12 protein-coding genes are annotated in these 17,227 nt (G+C 69.5%); 9 read left to right on the forward strand and 3 right to left on the reverse strand.

Translation table 11 applies throughout. The annotated features are described in order from the left end of the window. Positions 1-4: 4 nt before the first annotated feature. Entirely contained in the window at positions 5-3,094 is a 3,090-nt protein-coding gene (locus ACFFGY_RS21330) for an efflux RND transporter permease subunit (protein WP_377046556.1), read from the forward strand. 21 nt (positions 3,095-3,115) lie between these two features. Here ACFFGY_RS21330 and ACFFGY_RS21335 read toward each other — a convergent pair whose 3' ends face one another. From ACFFGY_RS21335 to ACFFGY_RS21345, 3 genes are all read right to left on the reverse strand, one after another. Further along, positions 3,116-5,302, reverse strand: a complete 2,187-nt coding sequence (locus ACFFGY_RS21335; RefSeq protein WP_377046557.1) for an anthranilate synthase component I — start codon at positions 5,300-5,302, stop codon at positions 3,116-3,118. Positions 5,303-5,767: 465 nt separating this feature from the next. Further along, positions 5,768-6,682, reverse strand: a complete 915-nt coding sequence (locus ACFFGY_RS21340) for an NAD(P)-dependent oxidoreductase (RefSeq protein ID WP_377046558.1) — start codon at positions 6,680-6,682, stop codon at positions 5,768-5,770. Positions 6,683-6,893: 211 nt separating this feature from the next. Then, positions 6,894-7,100: a hypothetical protein gene (locus ACFFGY_RS21345; RefSeq protein ID WP_377046559.1), complete on the reverse strand. Its 207-nt coding sequence runs from the start codon at positions 7,098-7,100 to the stop codon at positions 6,894-6,896. Positions 7,101-7,462: 362 nt separating this feature from the next. Here ACFFGY_RS21345 and ACFFGY_RS21350 point away from each other — a divergent pair, with 362 nt between their 5' ends. The 8 genes from ACFFGY_RS21350 to mmsB all read left to right on the forward strand — a co-directional run bounded on the left by ACFFGY_RS21350 (position 7,463) and on the right by mmsB (position 17,036). Then, positions 7,463-8,248, forward strand: a complete 786-nt coding sequence (locus ACFFGY_RS21350) for a 3-hydroxybutyrate dehydrogenase (protein WP_377046560.1) — start codon at positions 7,463-7,465, stop codon at positions 8,246-8,248. Positions 8,249-8,592: 344 nt separating this feature from the next. Then, positions 8,593-9,387: a FadR/GntR family transcriptional regulator gene (locus ACFFGY_RS21355; RefSeq protein WP_377046562.1), complete on the forward strand. Its 795-nt coding sequence runs from the start codon at positions 8,593-8,595 to the stop codon at positions 9,385-9,387. A gap of 17 nt (positions 9,388-9,404) precedes the next feature. After that, entirely contained in the window at positions 9,405-11,156 is a 1,752-nt protein-coding gene (locus tag ACFFGY_RS21360; RefSeq protein ID WP_377046563.1) for an IlvD/Edd family dehydratase, read from the forward strand. A gap of 11 nt (positions 11,157-11,167) precedes the next feature. Beyond that, on the forward strand, positions 11,168-12,097 hold the full coding sequence (locus tag ACFFGY_RS21365; RefSeq protein WP_377046564.1) for a dihydrodipicolinate synthase family protein: 930 nt from the start codon (positions 11,168-11,170) through the stop codon (positions 12,095-12,097). 5 nt (positions 12,098-12,102) lie between these two features. Beyond that, complete coding sequence (locus ACFFGY_RS21370) at positions 12,103-13,029, forward strand: Gfo/Idh/MocA family protein (RefSeq protein ID WP_377046565.1); 927 nt, start codon at positions 12,103-12,105, stop codon at positions 13,027-13,029. A gap of 133 nt (positions 13,030-13,162) precedes the next feature. Then, on the forward strand, positions 13,163-14,239 hold the full coding sequence (gene chvE / locus ACFFGY_RS21375; RefSeq protein WP_377046566.1) for a multiple monosaccharide ABC transporter substrate-binding protein: 1,077 nt from the start codon (positions 13,163-13,165) through the stop codon (positions 14,237-14,239). Positions 14,240-14,310: 71 nt separating this feature from the next. Next, a complete protein-coding gene (gene mmsA / locus ACFFGY_RS21380; protein ID WP_377046567.1) occupies positions 14,311-15,846 on the forward strand; it encodes a multiple monosaccharide ABC transporter ATP-binding protein in 1,536 nt (511 codons plus the stop codon). Further along, entirely contained in the window at positions 15,843-17,036 is a 1,194-nt protein-coding gene (gene mmsB / locus ACFFGY_RS21385) for a multiple monosaccharide ABC transporter permease (protein ID WP_377046568.1), read from the forward strand. Before mmsA ends, mmsB begins: the two co-directional genes overlap by 4 nt. The last annotated feature ends 191 nt before the right edge of the window (positions 17,037-17,227 follow it).

A 17,227-nucleotide genomic window follows, 5' to 3' on the forward strand; every position in this document is an offset into this window, starting at 1 on the left:
CGCCGTGTTCTCCATCTCCGCCCCCTTCGTGCGCCGGCCCATCGCCACGCTGCTGCTGGCGGTGGGGCTGATGCTGGCGGGCTTCGTGGCCTGGGGGCAGCTGCCGGTCTCGGCCATGCCGCGGGTGGACCTGCCCACCATCTTCGTGAGCGTGAGCCAGCCCGGCGCCAACCCGGAAACCATGGCCGCCACCGTGATCGCGCCGCTGGAGCGGCAGATCGGCGCGGTGGCCGGCATCACCGAGATGACGTCGAACTCATCGACCGGCTCGGGCAACATCATCATCCAGTTCGACCTGAGCCGGACCCAGGAAAGTGCCGCGCGCGACGTGCAGGCCGCGGTGAACGCCGCGCGGTCCGACCTGCCCTCCACGCTTCCCAACCCGCCCTCCATCCGCAAGATCAACCCGGCCGACTTCCCGGTGATGATCCTGGCGCTGACCTCCGACACGCTGCGCCAGACCGAGCTCTACGACGTGGCCGACAGCATCGTGGCGCAGCGCCTGTCGCAGGTCACCGGCGTGGCGCAGGTGCAGGTGGGCGGCGCCGATCAGCCGGCGGTGCGCGTGTCGGTCAACCCCGACGCGGTCGCCTCGGCGGGGCTGTCGCTCGACGACGTGCGCACCGCCATCAGCAACAGCAACGTCACCCAGGCGGTGGGGCTGGTCGACGGGGCGGAGCAGGCCGGCAGCATCGGCGTGAACGACCGGCTGCGCCGGGCCGAGCAGTTTGCCAACATCATCGTCAAGAGCACGCCCGACGGGGTGATGCGCCTGTCCAGCATCGCCCGCGTCGTGGACGGCAGTCGCAACCGCCGCCAGGCGGGCTGGTTCAACAACAAGCCCTCGATCCTGCTGCAGGTCTACAAGCAGGCCGATGCCAACGTCATCGACGTGGTGGACGGCGTCCGCGCGGCGATGCCGCAGCTGCAGCGCTGGGTGCCGGGCGGCGTCCATATCGACGTGCAGAGCGACCGCTCCGGCACCATCCGCGCCAGCGTGGAGGAGGTGGAGTTCACCCTGCTGGTCTCCATCGGGCTGGTGATCGGCGTGGTGGCGGTGTTCCTGCGCCGCCTGTCGCCCATCCTGGCGGCCAGCGCCGCGGTGCCGCTGTCGCTGCTGGGCACGCTGGTGGTGATGTGGTTCCTGGGCTACTCGCTCAACAACTTCTCGCTGATGGCGCTGACGATCTCGGTGGGCTTCGTGGTGGACGACGCCATCGTGATGATCGAGAACGTGTCGCGCCTGCGCGAGCGCGGCCTGACCCCCTTCGAGGCGGCGATCCAGGGCTCGCGCGAGATCGGCTTCACCATCGTGTCGATCACTGTGTCGCTGATCGCGGTGTTCATTCCGCTGCTGGCGATGGGCGGTGTGGTCGGGCGCATCTTCCGCGAGTTCTCGGCCACGCTGGCAGTGGCGGTGCTGATCTCGGGCATCCTGTCGGTGACGCTGACGCCGATGATGACGGCCCATCTCGGCAGCCACCGACCGCCGAAGCCGCCCGGCCGCTTCGCACGCGGCTTCGAGAGCGTGCTGGGTGCCCTGATCCGCGCCTATCTCCGCAGCCTGGCCGTGGTGCTGCGCTTCCGCCGCTCCATGCTGCTGCTGACGCTGGGCTTCGTGGTGCTGACGGTGTGGCTCTACACCGTGGTGCCCAAGAGCTTCTTTCCGGAACAGGACACCGGCCTGCTCCAGGGCTTCAGCCAGGCCGCGCCCGACACTTCGTTCGAAACCATGCTGCGGCTGCAGAACCAGGTCAGCGCCATCGTGGCACGCGACCCGGCGGTGCAGAGCCTGGGCGCCACGGTGGGCAGCGGCTTCAACGCCAGCACCAATTCCGGGCAGCTCTTCATCACGCTCAAGCCCGCCGACGAGCGCAAGGTTTCGGCGGACGAGGTCATCGCCCGGCTGCGCGGGCCGCTCAGCCACATCCCGGGCGTCAACGTCTTCCTGCGCTCGCAGCAGGACCTGTTCATCGGCGGCCGCGGCGGCAACGCGCAGTATTCCTACGTGCTGCTCGGCACCGACCTGGATGAGCTGCGCCGGTGGACCAACACCATGGTCGAGAAGCTGCGGACGGTGAAGGGCCTGTACGACGTGTCCTCCGACCAGGAACGCTCCGGCCTGGTGGAGCGCCTGATCATCGACCGCGACGCCGCGGCGCGGCTGGGGGTGGGGATCGACGACATCAGCGCCGCCTTCAACAACGCCTTCGCGCAGCGCCAGGTCTCCACCATCTACATGACCCGCAACCAGTACCGCGTGGTGCTGGAGATCGACCCGGCGCTGCAGCAGAGCTCGGCGCAGTTCGACCGCGTCTTCGTGCCGGGCAAGGACGGGCCGGTGCCGCTGCGCACCGTGGCGCGGGTCGAGCGCGACGTGGCGCCGGCGCGCGTGACGCACCAGGGCCAGTACCCGGCCGCCACGATCACCTTCAACCTCGGTGAGGGCGTGGCGCTGGGCGACGCGCAGGCGCTGGTGCAGCAGGCAGAGCGTGAGGTCATGCTGCCGGGCACGATCCGCTCCCAGTACGGCGGCAATGCCGCGGCCTTCCAGGCCTTTTCCTCCTCGATGCCGCTGCTGATCCTGGCGGCGCTGGCCACGATCTACATCGTGCTGGGCGTTCTCTACGAGAGCTTCATCCACCCGCTCACCATCCTGTCCAGCCTGCCCACGGCGGGGCTGGGCGCGCTGCTGGCGCTGGAGATCACGGGCCTCCCCTTCAGCGTCATCGCGCTGATCGCGGTGATCCTGCTGATGGGCATCGTGAAGAAGAACGCCATCATGCTGGTGGACTTCGCCCTCGAGTACGAGCGCAGCGAGGGCGCCACCAGCGAGGAAAGCATCCTGGCCGCCTGCCGCGACCGCTTCCGCCCGATCCTGATGACCACGCTGGCTGCGCTGTTCGGCGCCGTGCCGCTCGCGGCCGGCATCGGCGTGGGGGCGGAGCTGCGGCAGCCGCTGGGCGTCGCCATCATCGGCGGCCTGGTCGTGTCGCAGCTGCTGACGCTCTACACCACGCCGGTGATCTACCTGGCGCTCGACCGGCTGCGGCCGCGCAGCGCGCGGGAACCGCTGCCCGTCCCGGCGGAGTAGCCGGGACAGGGCGGCCGGCCGTCAGGCTGCCGGCGCGACCTCCGCGTTGCGGCGGGTCAGCCGCGTCAGCATGGCGCGGATCAGCGGCATGCCGATGCGCGACGGGTCGGTCATCAGCGACTCCGGGTGGAACTGCACCGCCGCGATCGGCAGCGTCGCGTGCTCCACCGCCATCACAACGCCGTCCTCGGTTTCCGCCGTGACCGTGATCTCGGGCGGCAGCACCAGCCGGCGCGCGTGGAGCGAGTGGTAGCGCCCCACCGTGAAGCTGTCCGGCAGGTCGCCCAGGAAGCGGCCGCCACTGCGATGGATCACCGAGGGCTTGCCGTGCATCGGCCGCTCCAGCACGTCCAGCGCGCCGCCGAAATGTTCCACGATGCCCTGCAGGCCCAGGCACACGCCGAAGGCCGGCAGCTGCCGCTCCACCAGGATCGAGAGCGTCTCGTCCATCAGGAAGTCGGACGGCCGCCCGGGACCCGGCGAAAGCACCACGAGGTCCACCTCGCCGCCTTCGCGCAGCGCCTCGCGCGCCAGGGCAGGGCGCATCGTCGTGACCTCGGCGCCGGCCGCGCGCAAATAGCCGGCCAGCGTGTGAACGAAGCTGTCCTCGTGATCCACCAGCACCACGCGCGGGCGATGGCCCAGCACGGCGGCGGCCTCTGCCACCGGTGCCGCCGCCGCCGCACCCTTGATCGCGGCGAACATGGCGGAAGCCTTGAGGCGGCATTCCGCTTCCTCGGCCGCCGGGTCGCTGTCGTGCAGCAGCGTGGCGCCGGCGCGCACCTCGGCCACGCCGTCCTTCAGCCGGATGGTGCGCAGCGTCAGCCCAGTGTTCATGTTGCCGTCAAAGGTCATCCGCCCGATGGCGCCGCCGTACCAGCGCCGTGCCGAACGCTCCTCCTGCTCCACGAAGCGGATCGCCCAGGTCTTGGGCGCGCCCGTCACCGTCACCGCCCAGGCGTGGGACAGAAAGCCGTCCAGCGCGTCGAGCTCGGGCAGCAGCGTGCCCTCGACATGGTCCACCGTGTGGATCAGGCGGGAATACATCTCGATCTGGCGGCGGCCGATCACCCGCACGCTGCCCGGTTCGCAGACGCGCGACTTATCATTGCGGTCCACGTCGGTGCACATCGTGAGCTCGCTTTCCTCCTTGGCGGAGTTGAGCAGCGTGCGGATGTTCTCGGCATCCTCCAGCGCGTCGCGGCCGCGCTTGATGGTGCCGCTGATCGGGCAGGTCTCGATGCGGCGGCCCTCGACTCGCACGAACATCTCGGGGCTGGCGGCGACCAGGAACTCGCCGTCGCCCAGGTTCATCAGCGCGCCGTACGGGGAGGGATTCACTCTCCGCAGGCGCTCGAACAGCGCGCTGGGCGCTTCGGCGCAGGCGGTGCGGAAGGTCTGGCCCAGCACCACCTCGAACAGGTCGCCGCGGGCGAAGGCGTCGCGGGCGCGTTCCACCATGGCAGCGTACTCGCCGGGACCGTAGTCGCTCTCGACCTCGGTGGGGGCATCGGCACCCTGCCGGTACGGGTCGGCCGGGGTTTCGCGCGGCAGAGCATCGGTGGCGCGGCCGTCCACGGTGAAGTCGTAGCGGTGGACCTCCGCCTGGCCGCGCATGTGGTCCACCGTGACGATCTCGTCGGGCAGGAACAGCACGAGGTCGCGCGCGTCGTCGGCGCGCGGCAGGCGCAGCGCCATGGGCTCGAACTGGAACACTAGGTCGTAGCCGAAGGCGCCGTAGAAGCCGAGATGCGGGTCCTCGTCCGAGCGGAACAGCGCGGTGAGGCGCCGCAGCACGCTGAACACCGAGGGCTGGCGGGAGCGCTGCTCCTCCGGGAAGCGCTCCGCCGGGGCACGCATCCGCAGGTCCAGGGTGGTGGCGTCGCCGCGGAAGTGCTCGACCTCGGGCATGTCGCGCAGCGCCGGGGCAATGGCGCCCAGCAGGATCTCGCCGCGCGCGTTCAGCGCCCGCACCGTGACCGCCCGGCCGCGCGCCGTCAGCATCACCGGCGGGTCAACAAAGCCCAGGTCCCAGCGGGTGTAGCGGCCGGGAAACTCGAAGGAGGAGGACAGCAGCACGCCGCGCTGCCGGTCCAGCCGCCCCGCCAGCGTGGCCAGCATCTCCGTGGCCTCGACGTGGTGGGTCTGCCGCCGGATCGTGAGGCCGCCGCCGGTTCGGTATTCCTGCCTGTTCTGGGTGCTGCTCATATCGGGCTCCGGAAGGGTTCGCGGCGGCCTCGGAGAGCGGATCGGCGGGGTCAGAAAACACGAAAGGCCGCCCGGATGCTCCGAGGCGGCCTCATGAGAATGCGCGAGCCGCCTGCTTTACAGGGGCCACCACCAGCGTGACGGGGGCGTGCGCGTGAACATGCCCTGATCGGTAGCCGAGTGGCGCGGCGCTGGCAAGATGCCCTTGCAGCCGTCCGGACTGCCGACCAGCCCCGCTGGCTGTCCCGGCTGGCTGTCCCGGCTGGCTGCCCCGACAGGTTGCCCCAACTGGCCCACACCGCCAGCCGTCCCGACTGGCTCACCCCAAGCGGCCGGCCGGCCCGGTAGCGCCGGAGGGAGGATGGAGCGGCCATGGTGCCGCGGTGGCCGGCTGCTCCCCGCGGTCGCGCCAGCCAGGGGAAGGGGCGTTCCCCCGACGCTGGGACGCGGCGGTCGCCCCGCCCGTCAGCCCGCCGCGATGCGGCGGCAATGGTTCAGCGCCGCCTCGATCAGGTTGTCGCTGGCCTCGGGCGTGCGAAAGGCGGAATGGGCGGAAAGGGTCGCCTTTTCCACCGCCGACAGGGCATGGCCGGGCGGCAGCGGCTCCTCGGCGTAAACGTCCAGCGCCAGGTGGCCGAGGCGGCCGCCCTCCACCGCCGCCACCAGCGCCGCCTCGTCGGTGATCGCGCCGCGCGCGGTGTTCACGAAGATCGTGCCCGGCCGCATCAGCGCGATTCGCTCGGCCGACAGGAAGCCGCGCGTTTCGTCGTTCAGCAGCAGGTGCAGCGACACGACGTGGCTGTCCCGCAGCAACGTGTCGAGATCCACCAGCTCCACGCCCGGCACCTCGCGCGGCGTGCGGTTCCAGCCCACCACCCGCATCCCCGCCCCGTGGCACAGCCGCGCCATCTCGGCGGCGATGCCCCCTAAGCCGATCAGCCCCACCGTCTTGCCGGTGAGCTCGATGCCGTCGGTGCGCAGCCACTGCCCGGCGCGGATGCCGCGGTCCATCCGCACCAGCCCCTTGGCGGCCGCCCACATCAGCGCGAAGGCCATCTCCGCCACCGCGGTGTCGCCGTAGCCTTTGATGATGTGCACCTGGATGCCGCGCGTCGCGTCCAGCTCCTCCGGGTTCATGTAGGAGCGCGCGCCGGTGCCCAGGAAAACGACGTGTCGCAGCGCCGCGCAGCGCAGGGCGATCTCGGTGGGCAGGTGCGTATGGTCGATGATGGCGATCTCGGCGTCGCCCAGCAGCGCCGGAAGCTCCTCCGGCGTCACGTCGGGCTGCCGGTTGACCTCGAGGGCGATGTCGTCCGGCCGGCGCAGCCGCTCGGCCACGGCGGCGAGGGAGGGGCTGGCATCCACGAAAACGGCGCGCATCAGGGGTCCTTCCTTGGGCTCGTCTGTGGCGGCCGCGCGGCGCATCGGAAGCCCGGCGCCCGTCAGACCCGCCCCTGGCCGGAACGGGTGACCACCCCCGCAGGAGTGCCCGTGCCATCTCCCGCTGGCAAGGTGGCCGCATAACCGGCAGCGTCCCGGCCCCGCGCGCCGGGGCACCCGGGGCCTGCCCCGCCGGAAGGGCGGGCTGTTCCTATCCCCTCAGGGCAGGAACGGTCTGGGGCGTGGACGGCGCCTCCCGCGTTTCGGCTTCGGGGAGGGGCGAGGCCCAGCTCTGGCTGGCATGCAGCGCGGCCGCGATCGCCAGCAGCAGGAAGCCGACGCCCAGGTAGCCTTCGAGGAAGACCACCGCGGCGGAGAGGAGGTTGAACGCCATTGCCGAACGCAGAAGGAAGCGCATGGGTCCGATCCGTTTGGAGGAGCGCGGAGTAGAGCAGCCGGATCTGAAGCAATCCTTAACGCCACCCTCCTTGCGACCGCCGACCGCCGCCCGCGCGGCGCCGCAGGGCAGCGTGCCCCAGCCAGCGTCCGGACCGCGCGAAAGCGCCGCCACCCCGCTTCGTGGCCTCCTCGGGCCGGGTCCCGCCGGGGGGCTCTTCACGCCGGCCGCCGGATGGGCGCACGATCGCTGCTTCTCCCGCCGGCCGCCGTCGCGGTCGGCGACGGGGTGCCGCCGCGTGACCGGTTTTCGCCCCCTGCCTCGCGCGGGCCGGCGCCTGCGGGCCCGGGAAACCCCATCGCTACGGAAAAGGAGCCAGCCTCATGAGCCTCAGAACACGCAACGCCGTCGTCACCGGCTCCACCAGCGGCATCGGGCTCGCCTGCGCCCGCGCCCTGGCGCGCGAGGGTGCCAACGTCATGCTCAACGGCTTCGGCCCGGCCGAGCAGATCGAGCAGGCGCGCGCCGCGATCGAAGGAGAATTCGGCGTCCGCGCGCTCCACTCGCCGGCCGACATGACCGATCCCGAGGCGATCGCCGGGCTGATCGCCCAGGCCGAGGAGGCGCTGGGTTCGGTCGACATCCTGGTGAACAATGCCGGCGTGCAGTTCGTGTCCCCGGTCGAGGAGTTCCCGGTGGACAAGTGGAACCAGATCATCGCCATCAACCTGTCGGCGGCCTTTCATGCCATGCGCGCGGCGGTGCCCGGCATGAAGCGGCGCGGCTGGGGGCGCATCATCTCGACCGCCTCGGCGCACTCGCTGGTGGCCTCGCCCTACAAGTCCGCCTACGTCGCGGCCAAGCACGGCCTCGTCGGGCTGACCAAGACCGTGGCGCTGGAGGTCGCGGCCCACGGGGTCACCGCCAACTGCATCAGCCCGGGCTACGTCTGGACGCCGCTGGTGGAGCGGCAGATCCCCGACACCATGAAGGCGCGCAACATGACCGAGCAGCAGGTCATCAACGACGTGCTGCTCGCGGCGCAGCCCACCAAGCAGTTCGTGAAGGTGGAGGAGGTGGCCGCCATGGCGGTGTTCCTGTGCTCCGACGCGGCGGCGCAGATCACCGGCGCCAACCTGTCCATGGACGGCGGCTGGACCGCCGCCTGACAGCCGGGCCGTCGCGAAAGGAGGCGGGGGAGGGCTGCCCCGTCACCTTTCGGGATGGACTATGATTTATAAGCTTCGTCATATAGTATGACTTTTAATGGACCCGTGGCCGTGCCAGGATGCATCCGCACCAGGCAGCGCCCCGAAGAAGGGCGCCGAACACGGGGGAACAGGATGCGAGTCACGATCACCGGCAGCTGAGTCCGGAGCAATCGAGTCCGGGGTAGCTGAGCCCGTGAGGCGGGGCGCTCCGGCGGTGCGTCCCGCGCCCGACCTCCTTCCGAAGCCCTTCCGGGTGCCACCCCGCGCCCCGGCGGCGCGAACGCCCTTCCAGGAACCGGCCCTTGCACGCCAGCGTCGTCACCATCCCGAGCCGCGCCGTCCGCTCCAGCCACGCGGAGGTCACGCGCTGCCTGGCCGTCGACATCGTGGCCGGGCGGCTCGAGGCGGGGCAGGTGCTGCCGCGCGACGCCGACCTCATCGCCCGCTTCAAGGTGTCGCGCACCGTGCTGCGGGAAAGCGTGAAGACGCTGGTGGCCAAGGGGCTGCTCACCACCAAGGCGCGCGTCGGCACCACGGTGCTGGAACGCGCGGCCTGGAACATGTTCGACCCCGACGTATTGGCCTGGCACCTCGACAGCGGCATCGACGCCCGCTTCCTGGCGGACCTGGCCGAGATCCGCCTGGCGGTGGAGCCGCAGGCCGCGTCGCTGGCCGCCGAACGCCGCTCCGAGCGCGACCTCGCGCAGCTGCGCGACAGCATCGGCCAGATGCAGCACTTCGCGCCCCACAGCGAGGAGTTCGCCGATGCCGACCTCGCGCTGCACCTCGTGATCGCGACCGCCTCGGGCAATCCCTTCATGCGCTCGGTGGGCGCGGTGATCGAGGCCGCGCTGCGGGCCTCCTTCCGCCTCAGCGCCCCCACCGACGCCGCCGAGCGGGACCTCACCATCGCCGAGCACACGCGCATCCTCGACGCCGTGACGCGGCGCGACCGCGAGGGTGCTTCCGCCGCCATGGCCGCGGTGATCCGCAACGGGTTGCGCCGGCACGGCTACGCCGACGCGCTGAGCCCCCCTGAAACCCATCGCCCCGCCGGACCATTGGCGGCGCCTTCCCGCGCCAGCAGCGCGGCCTGAACGCCGGAGTAAACAGCATGACCGACGACCCGAACGACTATCGCAAGCCCGGCGAACTTCGCTCCCGCGCCTGGTTCGCGCGGCAGGACAAGATGGGGTTCTATTACCGCTCCTGGCTGCGCAACCGCGGGTTGCCGAACGACCAGTTCGACGGGCGGCCGGTGATCGGCATCTGCAACACCTGGTCCGAGCTGACGCCCTGCAACGGGCATTTCCGCACCATCGCCGAGCACGTGCGCTACGGCATCCTGGAGGCGGGCGGCTACCCGCTGGAATTCCCAGTGCTGAGCCTGGGTGAGACGCAGATGCGCCCGACGGCCATGCTGTACCGCAACCTCGCCTCGATGGACGTCGAGGAAGCGCTGCGTGCCAACCCGCTCGATGGCGTGGTGCTGCTGATGGGTTGCGACAAGACCACGCCCTCGCTGCTGATGGGGGCGGCCAGCGTCGACCTGCCGACGATCGGCGTGTCGGGTGGCCCGATGCTCAACGGTCATTACCGCGGCCAGCAGATCGGCTCCGGCACCAACACCATCTCCATGAGCGAGCAGCTGCGCGCGGGCGAGATCACGCTGCGCGAGTTCCACGAGGCCGAGAGCGCCATGTCGCGCTCCGCCGGCTCCTGCATGACCATGGGCACGGCCTCCACCATGGCCTCGATGGTGGAGGCGCTGGGCGTCGGCCTGCCGCACAACGCCGCCATCCCGGCCCCCGACGCCCGCCGCAACGAGCTGGCGCGCCTGTCCGGCCGGCGCATCGTGGAGATGGTGCGCGAGGACATGCGCCTGTCGAAGCTGCTGACGCGCGAAGCCTTCGAGAACGCCATCCGCACCCTGGCCGCGATCGGCGGCTCCACCAACGCGGTTGTGCATCTGCTGGCGATCGCGGGCCGCTTGGGCATTCCGCTGACGTTGGAGGATTTTGATCGGCTGGCGTCCGAGGTGAATTGCCTCGTGAACCTGCGCCCCTCGGGCCAGTTCCTGATGGAAGACTTCTACTACGCCGGCGGGTTGCCGGTGGTGCTGCGGGAGCTGGTGGAGCGCGGGCTCCTGCACGGCGACGCCATCACCGCCAACGGCCGCACCCTGGCGGAGAACGTGGCGGAGGCGCAGTGCTGGAACCGCGAGGTGATTCACTCCTACGAGGCGCCGTTCAAGCCGCATGCCGGCATCGCCATCCTGCGCGGCAACCTTTGCACCTCGGGCGCGGTGATCAAGCCTTCCGCCGCCTCGCCGCACCTGCTCAAGCACACCGGCCGCGCCGTGGTGTTCGAAAGCATCGAGGACCTGCACGAGCGCATCAACGACGAGAACCTCGACATCGACGAGAGCTGCGTCATGGTGCTGAAGTATTGCGGGCCCAAGGGCTACCCGGGCATGGCCGAGGTCGGCAACATGCCGCTGCCGCCCAAGCTGCTGCGCCAGGGCGTGCGCGACATGATCCGCATCAGCGACGCGCGCATGTCGGGCACCGCCTACGGCACCGTGGTGCTGCACGTGGCGCCTGAGGCGATGGCCGGCGGCAACCTGGCGCTGGTGGAGAACGGCGACACCATCACCCTCGACGTCGAGGCGCGCTCGCTGCACCTGCACGTGTCCGACGAGGATCTGGCGCGCCGTCGCGCCGCCTGGACCCCGCCGCCGACGCCGCTGGCCGAGCGCGGCTACACCAAGATGTACGTGCAGCACGTGCTGCAGGCCGACCAGGGGGTCGATCTCGACTTCCTGGTGGGCAACACCGGCTCGCCCGTGGCGCGCGACAACCACTGAGGAGACCGCCGATGTCCGCCACCCAGCATCCCGTCTATAAGGGCGTCTTCCCGGTCGCCCCCACCGTGTTCCACGACGACGGCTCGCTCGACCTCGAAGGGCAGCGCCGCGCGATCGACTTCATGATCGATGCGGGTTCCCACGGCATTTGCATCCTGGCCAATTTCTCGGAGCAGTTCGTGCTCACCGACGCCGAGCGCGAACAGGTGATGCACGCGGTGCTGGAGCACGTCGCCGGCCGCGTGCCGGTGATCGTCACCACCACCCATTTCAGCAGCGCCGAGTGCGCCGAGCGCTCCCGCCGCGCCCAGACCGCGGGGGCGGCGATGGTGATGGTGATGCCGCCCTATCACGGCGCCACGATCCGCGTGCCGGACCTGGGCATCGAGAGCTTCTTCCGCACCGTGTCGGACGCGATCACGATTCCCATCATGATCCAGGACGCGCCGGTGGCGGGCACGCCGCTCTCGGCCGGTTTCCTGGCCAAGATGGCACGCGAGATCCCCAACATCGCCTACTTCAAGGTCGAGGTCGCGCAGGCCGCCAACAAGCTGCGCCACCTGATCGAGATCGGCGGCGGCGACATCGTCGGCCCCTGGGACGGTGAGGAAGCGATTACGCTGATGGCCGACCTCGAGGCAGGCGCCACCGGCGCCATGACCGGCGGCGCCTACCCGGACGGCATCCGGCAGATCATCGACCCCTGGTTCGCCGGCGACAAGGCGGCCGCGGCGGATGCCTACGAGCGTTGGCTGCCGCTGATCAACTACGAGAACCGCCAGTGCGGGCTGCTGGCGGCCAAGGTGCTGATGAAGGAAGGCGGCGTGATCCGCTCCGAAGCGGTGCGCCACCCGCTGCTTCCGCTCCATCCGGCGACGCGCGCGGGGCTGATCGCGGTGGCAAAGCGCACCGACCCGCTCGTGCTGCGCTGGGGCAAGTAAGCGCCGTGGCCGAGATACGCCTCGCGATCGTGGGCCTGGGCAAGATTGCCCACGACCAGCACCTGCCCGCGGTCGCGGCCACGCCCGGCATCTCGGTCGCGGCGGTGGCCAGCCGCAACGCCACGCTCGACGGGGTGCCCTGCTTCCTCACGATCGAGGCGCTGCTGGCCTCGGGCGTGGAGGTCGACGCGGTGGCGCTGTGCACGCCGCCGATGGGGCGCCACCGGCTGGCAGCAGCGGCCCTGCGCGCCGGCAAGCACGTGCTGCTGGAAAAGCCGCCCGGCGCCTCGGTGGCCGAGATCGCGCCGCTGGAAGCACTGGCGCGGGATCGGGGGCTGACGCTGTTTGCCACCTGGCATTCTCGCTTCGCCCCCGCGGTGGAGCCGGCGCGCGCGCTGCTTGCCGAGGCAGAGATCCGCTCGGTGCGCGTCAACTGGAAGGAGGACGTGCGCCACTGGCACCCGGGCCAGGAATGGATCTGGCAGCCGGGCGGGCTCGGCGTCTTCGATCCCGGCATCAACGCGCTGTCGATCGTCACCCGCATCCTGCCGCGCCCGCTCTTCGTGACCGAGGCCGTGCTGGAGTTTCCGGGCAACCGGGCGACCCCGATCGCCGCCAGCCTCCGCCTGGGGGATGCCGCGGGGCTGGAGGTGGCGGTGGAGTTCGACTGGCGCCAGACCGGGCCGCAGAGCTGGGACATCCACGTCGACACGGCCGACGGGGCGCTGGTGCTGAGCGGCGGCGGGCGGCACCTGAGCCGTGACGGCGCCATTCTGCACGATGCGCCGGAGCGGGAATACACCGAGATCTATCACCGCTTCGTCGCGCTGATCGGCGCGGGGGCGTCCGAGGTGGACCTCGCGCCGCTGGTTCACGTCGCCGACGCCTTCATGCTCGGGGAGCGCCGCGTGGTGGCGGAGTTCCACTGGTGACGCGCCGGCCGGGCGACATGACCGTTGCTGCGGGGGCGGGGCAGCACGACACTGCGCTGCTCCTCGAGTCGCGGAATGGAACCGCGCCATGGCCGCGGGCCCTGGCCTAACAGGAAGAGGAGGGAGAGAAACAATGGATCGCAGAACCCTGCTGACGGCGACGGCCGCGACGCTCGGCGCCACGGCACTTGGTCTGGCCGGCAGGCCCGCCCTGGCCCAGGCCAAGGGCACCGTGGGCATCGCCATGCCGACCAAGTCGTCGGCCCGCTGGATCCTGGACGGCGACAACATTTCCAAGGTGTTGAAAGACCGCGGCTACACCGTGGATATGCAGTACGCCGACGACGACGTGCCGAACCAGCTGTCGCAGATCGAGAACATGCTGACCAAGGGCGCCAAGGTGCTGGTGGTCGCCTCGATCGACGGCACCACCCTGTCGGACGTGCTGTCGCAGGCCAAGGCCGCGGGCACCAAGGTGATCGCCTATGACCGGCTGATCCGCAATTCGCCCAACGTCGACTACTACGCCACCTTCGACAACTTCCAGGTGGGCGTGTTGCAGGCGCAGTCGATCGTGGACGCGCTGGGCCTGGCGCAGGGCAAGGGTCCGTTCAACATCGAGCTGTTCGGCGGCTCGCCGGACGACAACAACGCCTACTTCTTCTACGACGGCGCGATGTCGGTGTTCAAACCGTACCTCGACAGCAAGAAGCTGGTGGTGCCGAGCGGACAGATGGGCATGGACAAGGTGTCCACGCTGCGTTGGGACCCGGCCACGGCGCAGGCGCGCATGGATAACCTGCTCAGCGCCTTCTATACCAACCGCAAGGTCGATGCCGTGCTGTCGCCGTATGACGGGCTGTCGCTGGGCATCATTTCCTCGCTGAAGGGCATCGGCTACGGCAGCGGCAACCTGCCCATGCCGGTCGTCAGCGGCCAGGATGCCGAGGTGCCGTCGGTGAAGTCCATCATCGCCGGCGAGCAGACCTCCACCATCTTCAAGGACACGCGCGACCTGGCGCGGGTCACGGCCGACATGGTGGACGCCGTGCTCAGCAACAAGGACGTCACGGTCAACGACACCAAGACCTACAACAACGGCGTGAAGGTCGTTCCCTCCTATCTCCTCAAGCCCGTGGTCGTGACCAAGGCGAACTGGGAAGAGGTTCTGGTGGGCAGCGGCTACTACACCAAGCGTCAGCTCACCTGACGGCGTTTCGGGTGGGGCGCCCCGTGCGCCCCACCCAAGCTACCCCCCTTGGGGCTGCGGGAGGAACGGGGATGAACAACCTTCTCGAGATGCGGGGCATCCGCAAGCGCTTCGGCAGCGTCACCGCGCTGAGCAACGTCGACCTGTCGGTCCGCCCGGGCGAGATCCACGCCGTGGTGGGCGAGAACGGCGCCGGCAAGTCCACCCTGATGAAGGTGCTGAGCGGCGTTTACCCGCACGGCAGCTACGAGGGCACGATCACCTACGACGGGCAGGAACGGCACTTCCGCGACATCAACGACAGCGAAGCGCTGGGGATCATCATCATCCACCAGGAACTCGCGCTGATCCCGCTGATGAGCATCGCCGAGAACATCTTCCTGGCCAATGCGCCCCGCCGCTTCGGGGTGATCGACCGCGGCGCCGTCTATGCCCGCACGCGCGAGCTGCTACGGAAAGTGGGCTTGAGCGAGCTGCCCGACACGCTGGTCACCGACCTCGGCGTAGGCAAGCAGCAGATGGTGGAGATCGCCAAGGCCCTGGCCAAGGAAGTCCGCCTGCTGATCCTGGATGAGCCGACCGCCAGCCTGAACGAGCGCGACAGCCAGGCGCTGCTGGACCTGCTCAAGGAATTCCGCTCGCAGGGCATCGCCTCGATCCTGATCTCGCACAAGCTGAACGAGATCAAGCAGGTGGCCGACCGCATCACCGTGCTGCGCGACGGCCGCACCATCGAAACGATGGACTGCCACGACGGCCGGGTGGAGGAGGACGACATCATCCGCAAGATGGTGGATCGCGACCTCGACAGCCGCTACCCGACCCATGTCCCGCAGATCGGCGAGACCATCTTCCGGGTCGAGGACTGGTCGGTGGAGCACCCGCTGCATCCCGGCCGCAAGATGGTGCGCAACGTCAACTTCCACGTCCGCCGCGGCGAGATCGTGGGCATCGCCGGGTTGATGGGCGCCGGCCGCACCGAGTTCGCGATGAGCATCTTCGGGCGCTCCTACGGCCGCAACATCACCGGCCGCGCCTATCTCGACGGGCGGGAGGTGGACCTGTCCACGGTGGGGCGCGCCATCGACGTCGGCCTCGCCTACGTCACCGAGGACCGCAAGCACCTGGGCCTTTTACTTGGTGAGGACATCCGCAAGAACGTCAGCCTGGCCAACCTGGAGGGGATTTCCAGCGCCAAGGTGATCGACGACCTGCGCGAGCTCCAGGTGGCCGAGGGCTACCGTGGGCAGATGCGCATCCGCTGCTCCAACGTGTACCAGGAAAGCGGCAAGCTTTCGGGCGGCAACCAGCAGAAGGTGGTGCTGTCGAAATGGCTGTTCTCCGACCCCGAGGTGCTGATCCTCGATGAGCCGACGCGCGGCATCGACGTCGGCGCCAAGTACGAGATTTACCAGATCATCCAGGCGCTGGCCGACAGCGGCAAGGGCGTGGTGGTGATCTCCTCCGAGATGCCGGAACTGCTGGGTATCTGCGACCGCATCTGCGTGATGAACGAGGGGAGTTTCGTGGGCGAGTTCCCCATCGCCGAAGCCTCGCAGGAGCGCATCATGCGCTCCATCATGAACAAGGGAGAAAGGGTCCAATGAGCGAGCAGGTCGTAGCCCCTGTTCCCGGGCGCAGCCATCTGGGACTGCTGAAGAACAACCTGCGCGACTACGGCATGCTGATGTCGCTCTTCGCGATCATGCTGTTCTTCCAGGTCGTGACCGGTGGCACGCTGCTGCGGCCGCTGAACCTGACCAACCTGATCCTGCAGAACAGCTACATCGTCATCATGGCGCTGGGCATGCTGCTGGTGATCGTGACGGGCCATATCGACCTGTCGGTGGGATCGGTAGCGGGCTTCATCGGGGCGCTGGCCGCGGTGCTGATGGTGCAGTACGGCGTGCCCTTCGTGCCGGCGGCGATCCTGTGCCTGGTCGCGGGCGGGCTGATCGGGGCGCTCCAGGGCTACTGGGTCGCCTACTTCAAGATACCGTCCTTTATCGTGACGCTGGCCGGCATGCTGGTGTTCAAGGGGCTGATGCTGCTGATCCTGGGCGGCATGTCGGTCGGACCCTTCCCGGCAACCTTCCAGAAGCTGTCCTCGGGCTTCATCCCCGAGTTCCTGCCCGATGAGAGCGGGCTGCACCTGTCCTCGATGTTCCTGGGCCTCGTGGTGGTGCTGGTGATCACCTACCTGAACTACCGCAACCGCACCCGGCAGCAGAGCCACGCGATCGAGGTCGAGCCCACGGGCATCTTCCTGGGCAAGAACATCGTGATCGCGGCGGCGATCCTGTACTTCACCTGGCTGATCGTGTCGCATCGCGGCTTGCCCAACGTGCTGATCATCATGCTGGCGCTGATCGCCCTGTATGCCTTCGTGACCAACCGCACGATCATCGGCCGGCAGATCTACGCGGTCGGCGGCAACGAGAAGGCGGCCAAGCTGTCGGGCGTGAAGACCGAGCGGCTGACCTTCCTGACCTTCGTCAACATGGGCGTGCTGGCGGCGCTGGCCGGGCTGATCTTCGCCGCCCGCCTGAACACCGCGACGCCCAAGGCGGGGTTGGGCTTCGAGCTGGACGTGATCGCGGCCTGCTTCATCGGCGGCGCCTCGGCCTATGGCGGCGTCGGCAAGGTGGTGGGCGCGGTGATCGGCGCCTTCATCATGGGCGTGATGAACAACGGCATGTCGATCCTGGGCATCGGCATCGACTACCAGCAGGTCATCAAGGGCATCGTTCTGCTGGGTGCCGTCTGCGTCGACGTTTACAACCAGCGTCGCGCCTGACGCGCTGAAAGGCGGACCCGCCCACCGCGAGGTGGGTCCGCCACTTCACACCCGGACCGATCCTCGGTTCCGGTCCGGCGCCCCGATCCTGCATCCCGGGGCCACGACGGCCGCGCGTGGCAGCCACGATCCCTGCTCCCTCGACAAACCGGCGCGCGGGGCAACATGGCTGACCAGTCCCGTCCTGTCGC

It is taken from the genome of Roseomonas elaeocarpi, from assembly GCF_042433915.1.
GTDB lineage: Bacteria > Pseudomonadota > Alphaproteobacteria > Acetobacterales > Acetobacteraceae > Roseomonas > Roseomonas elaeocarpi.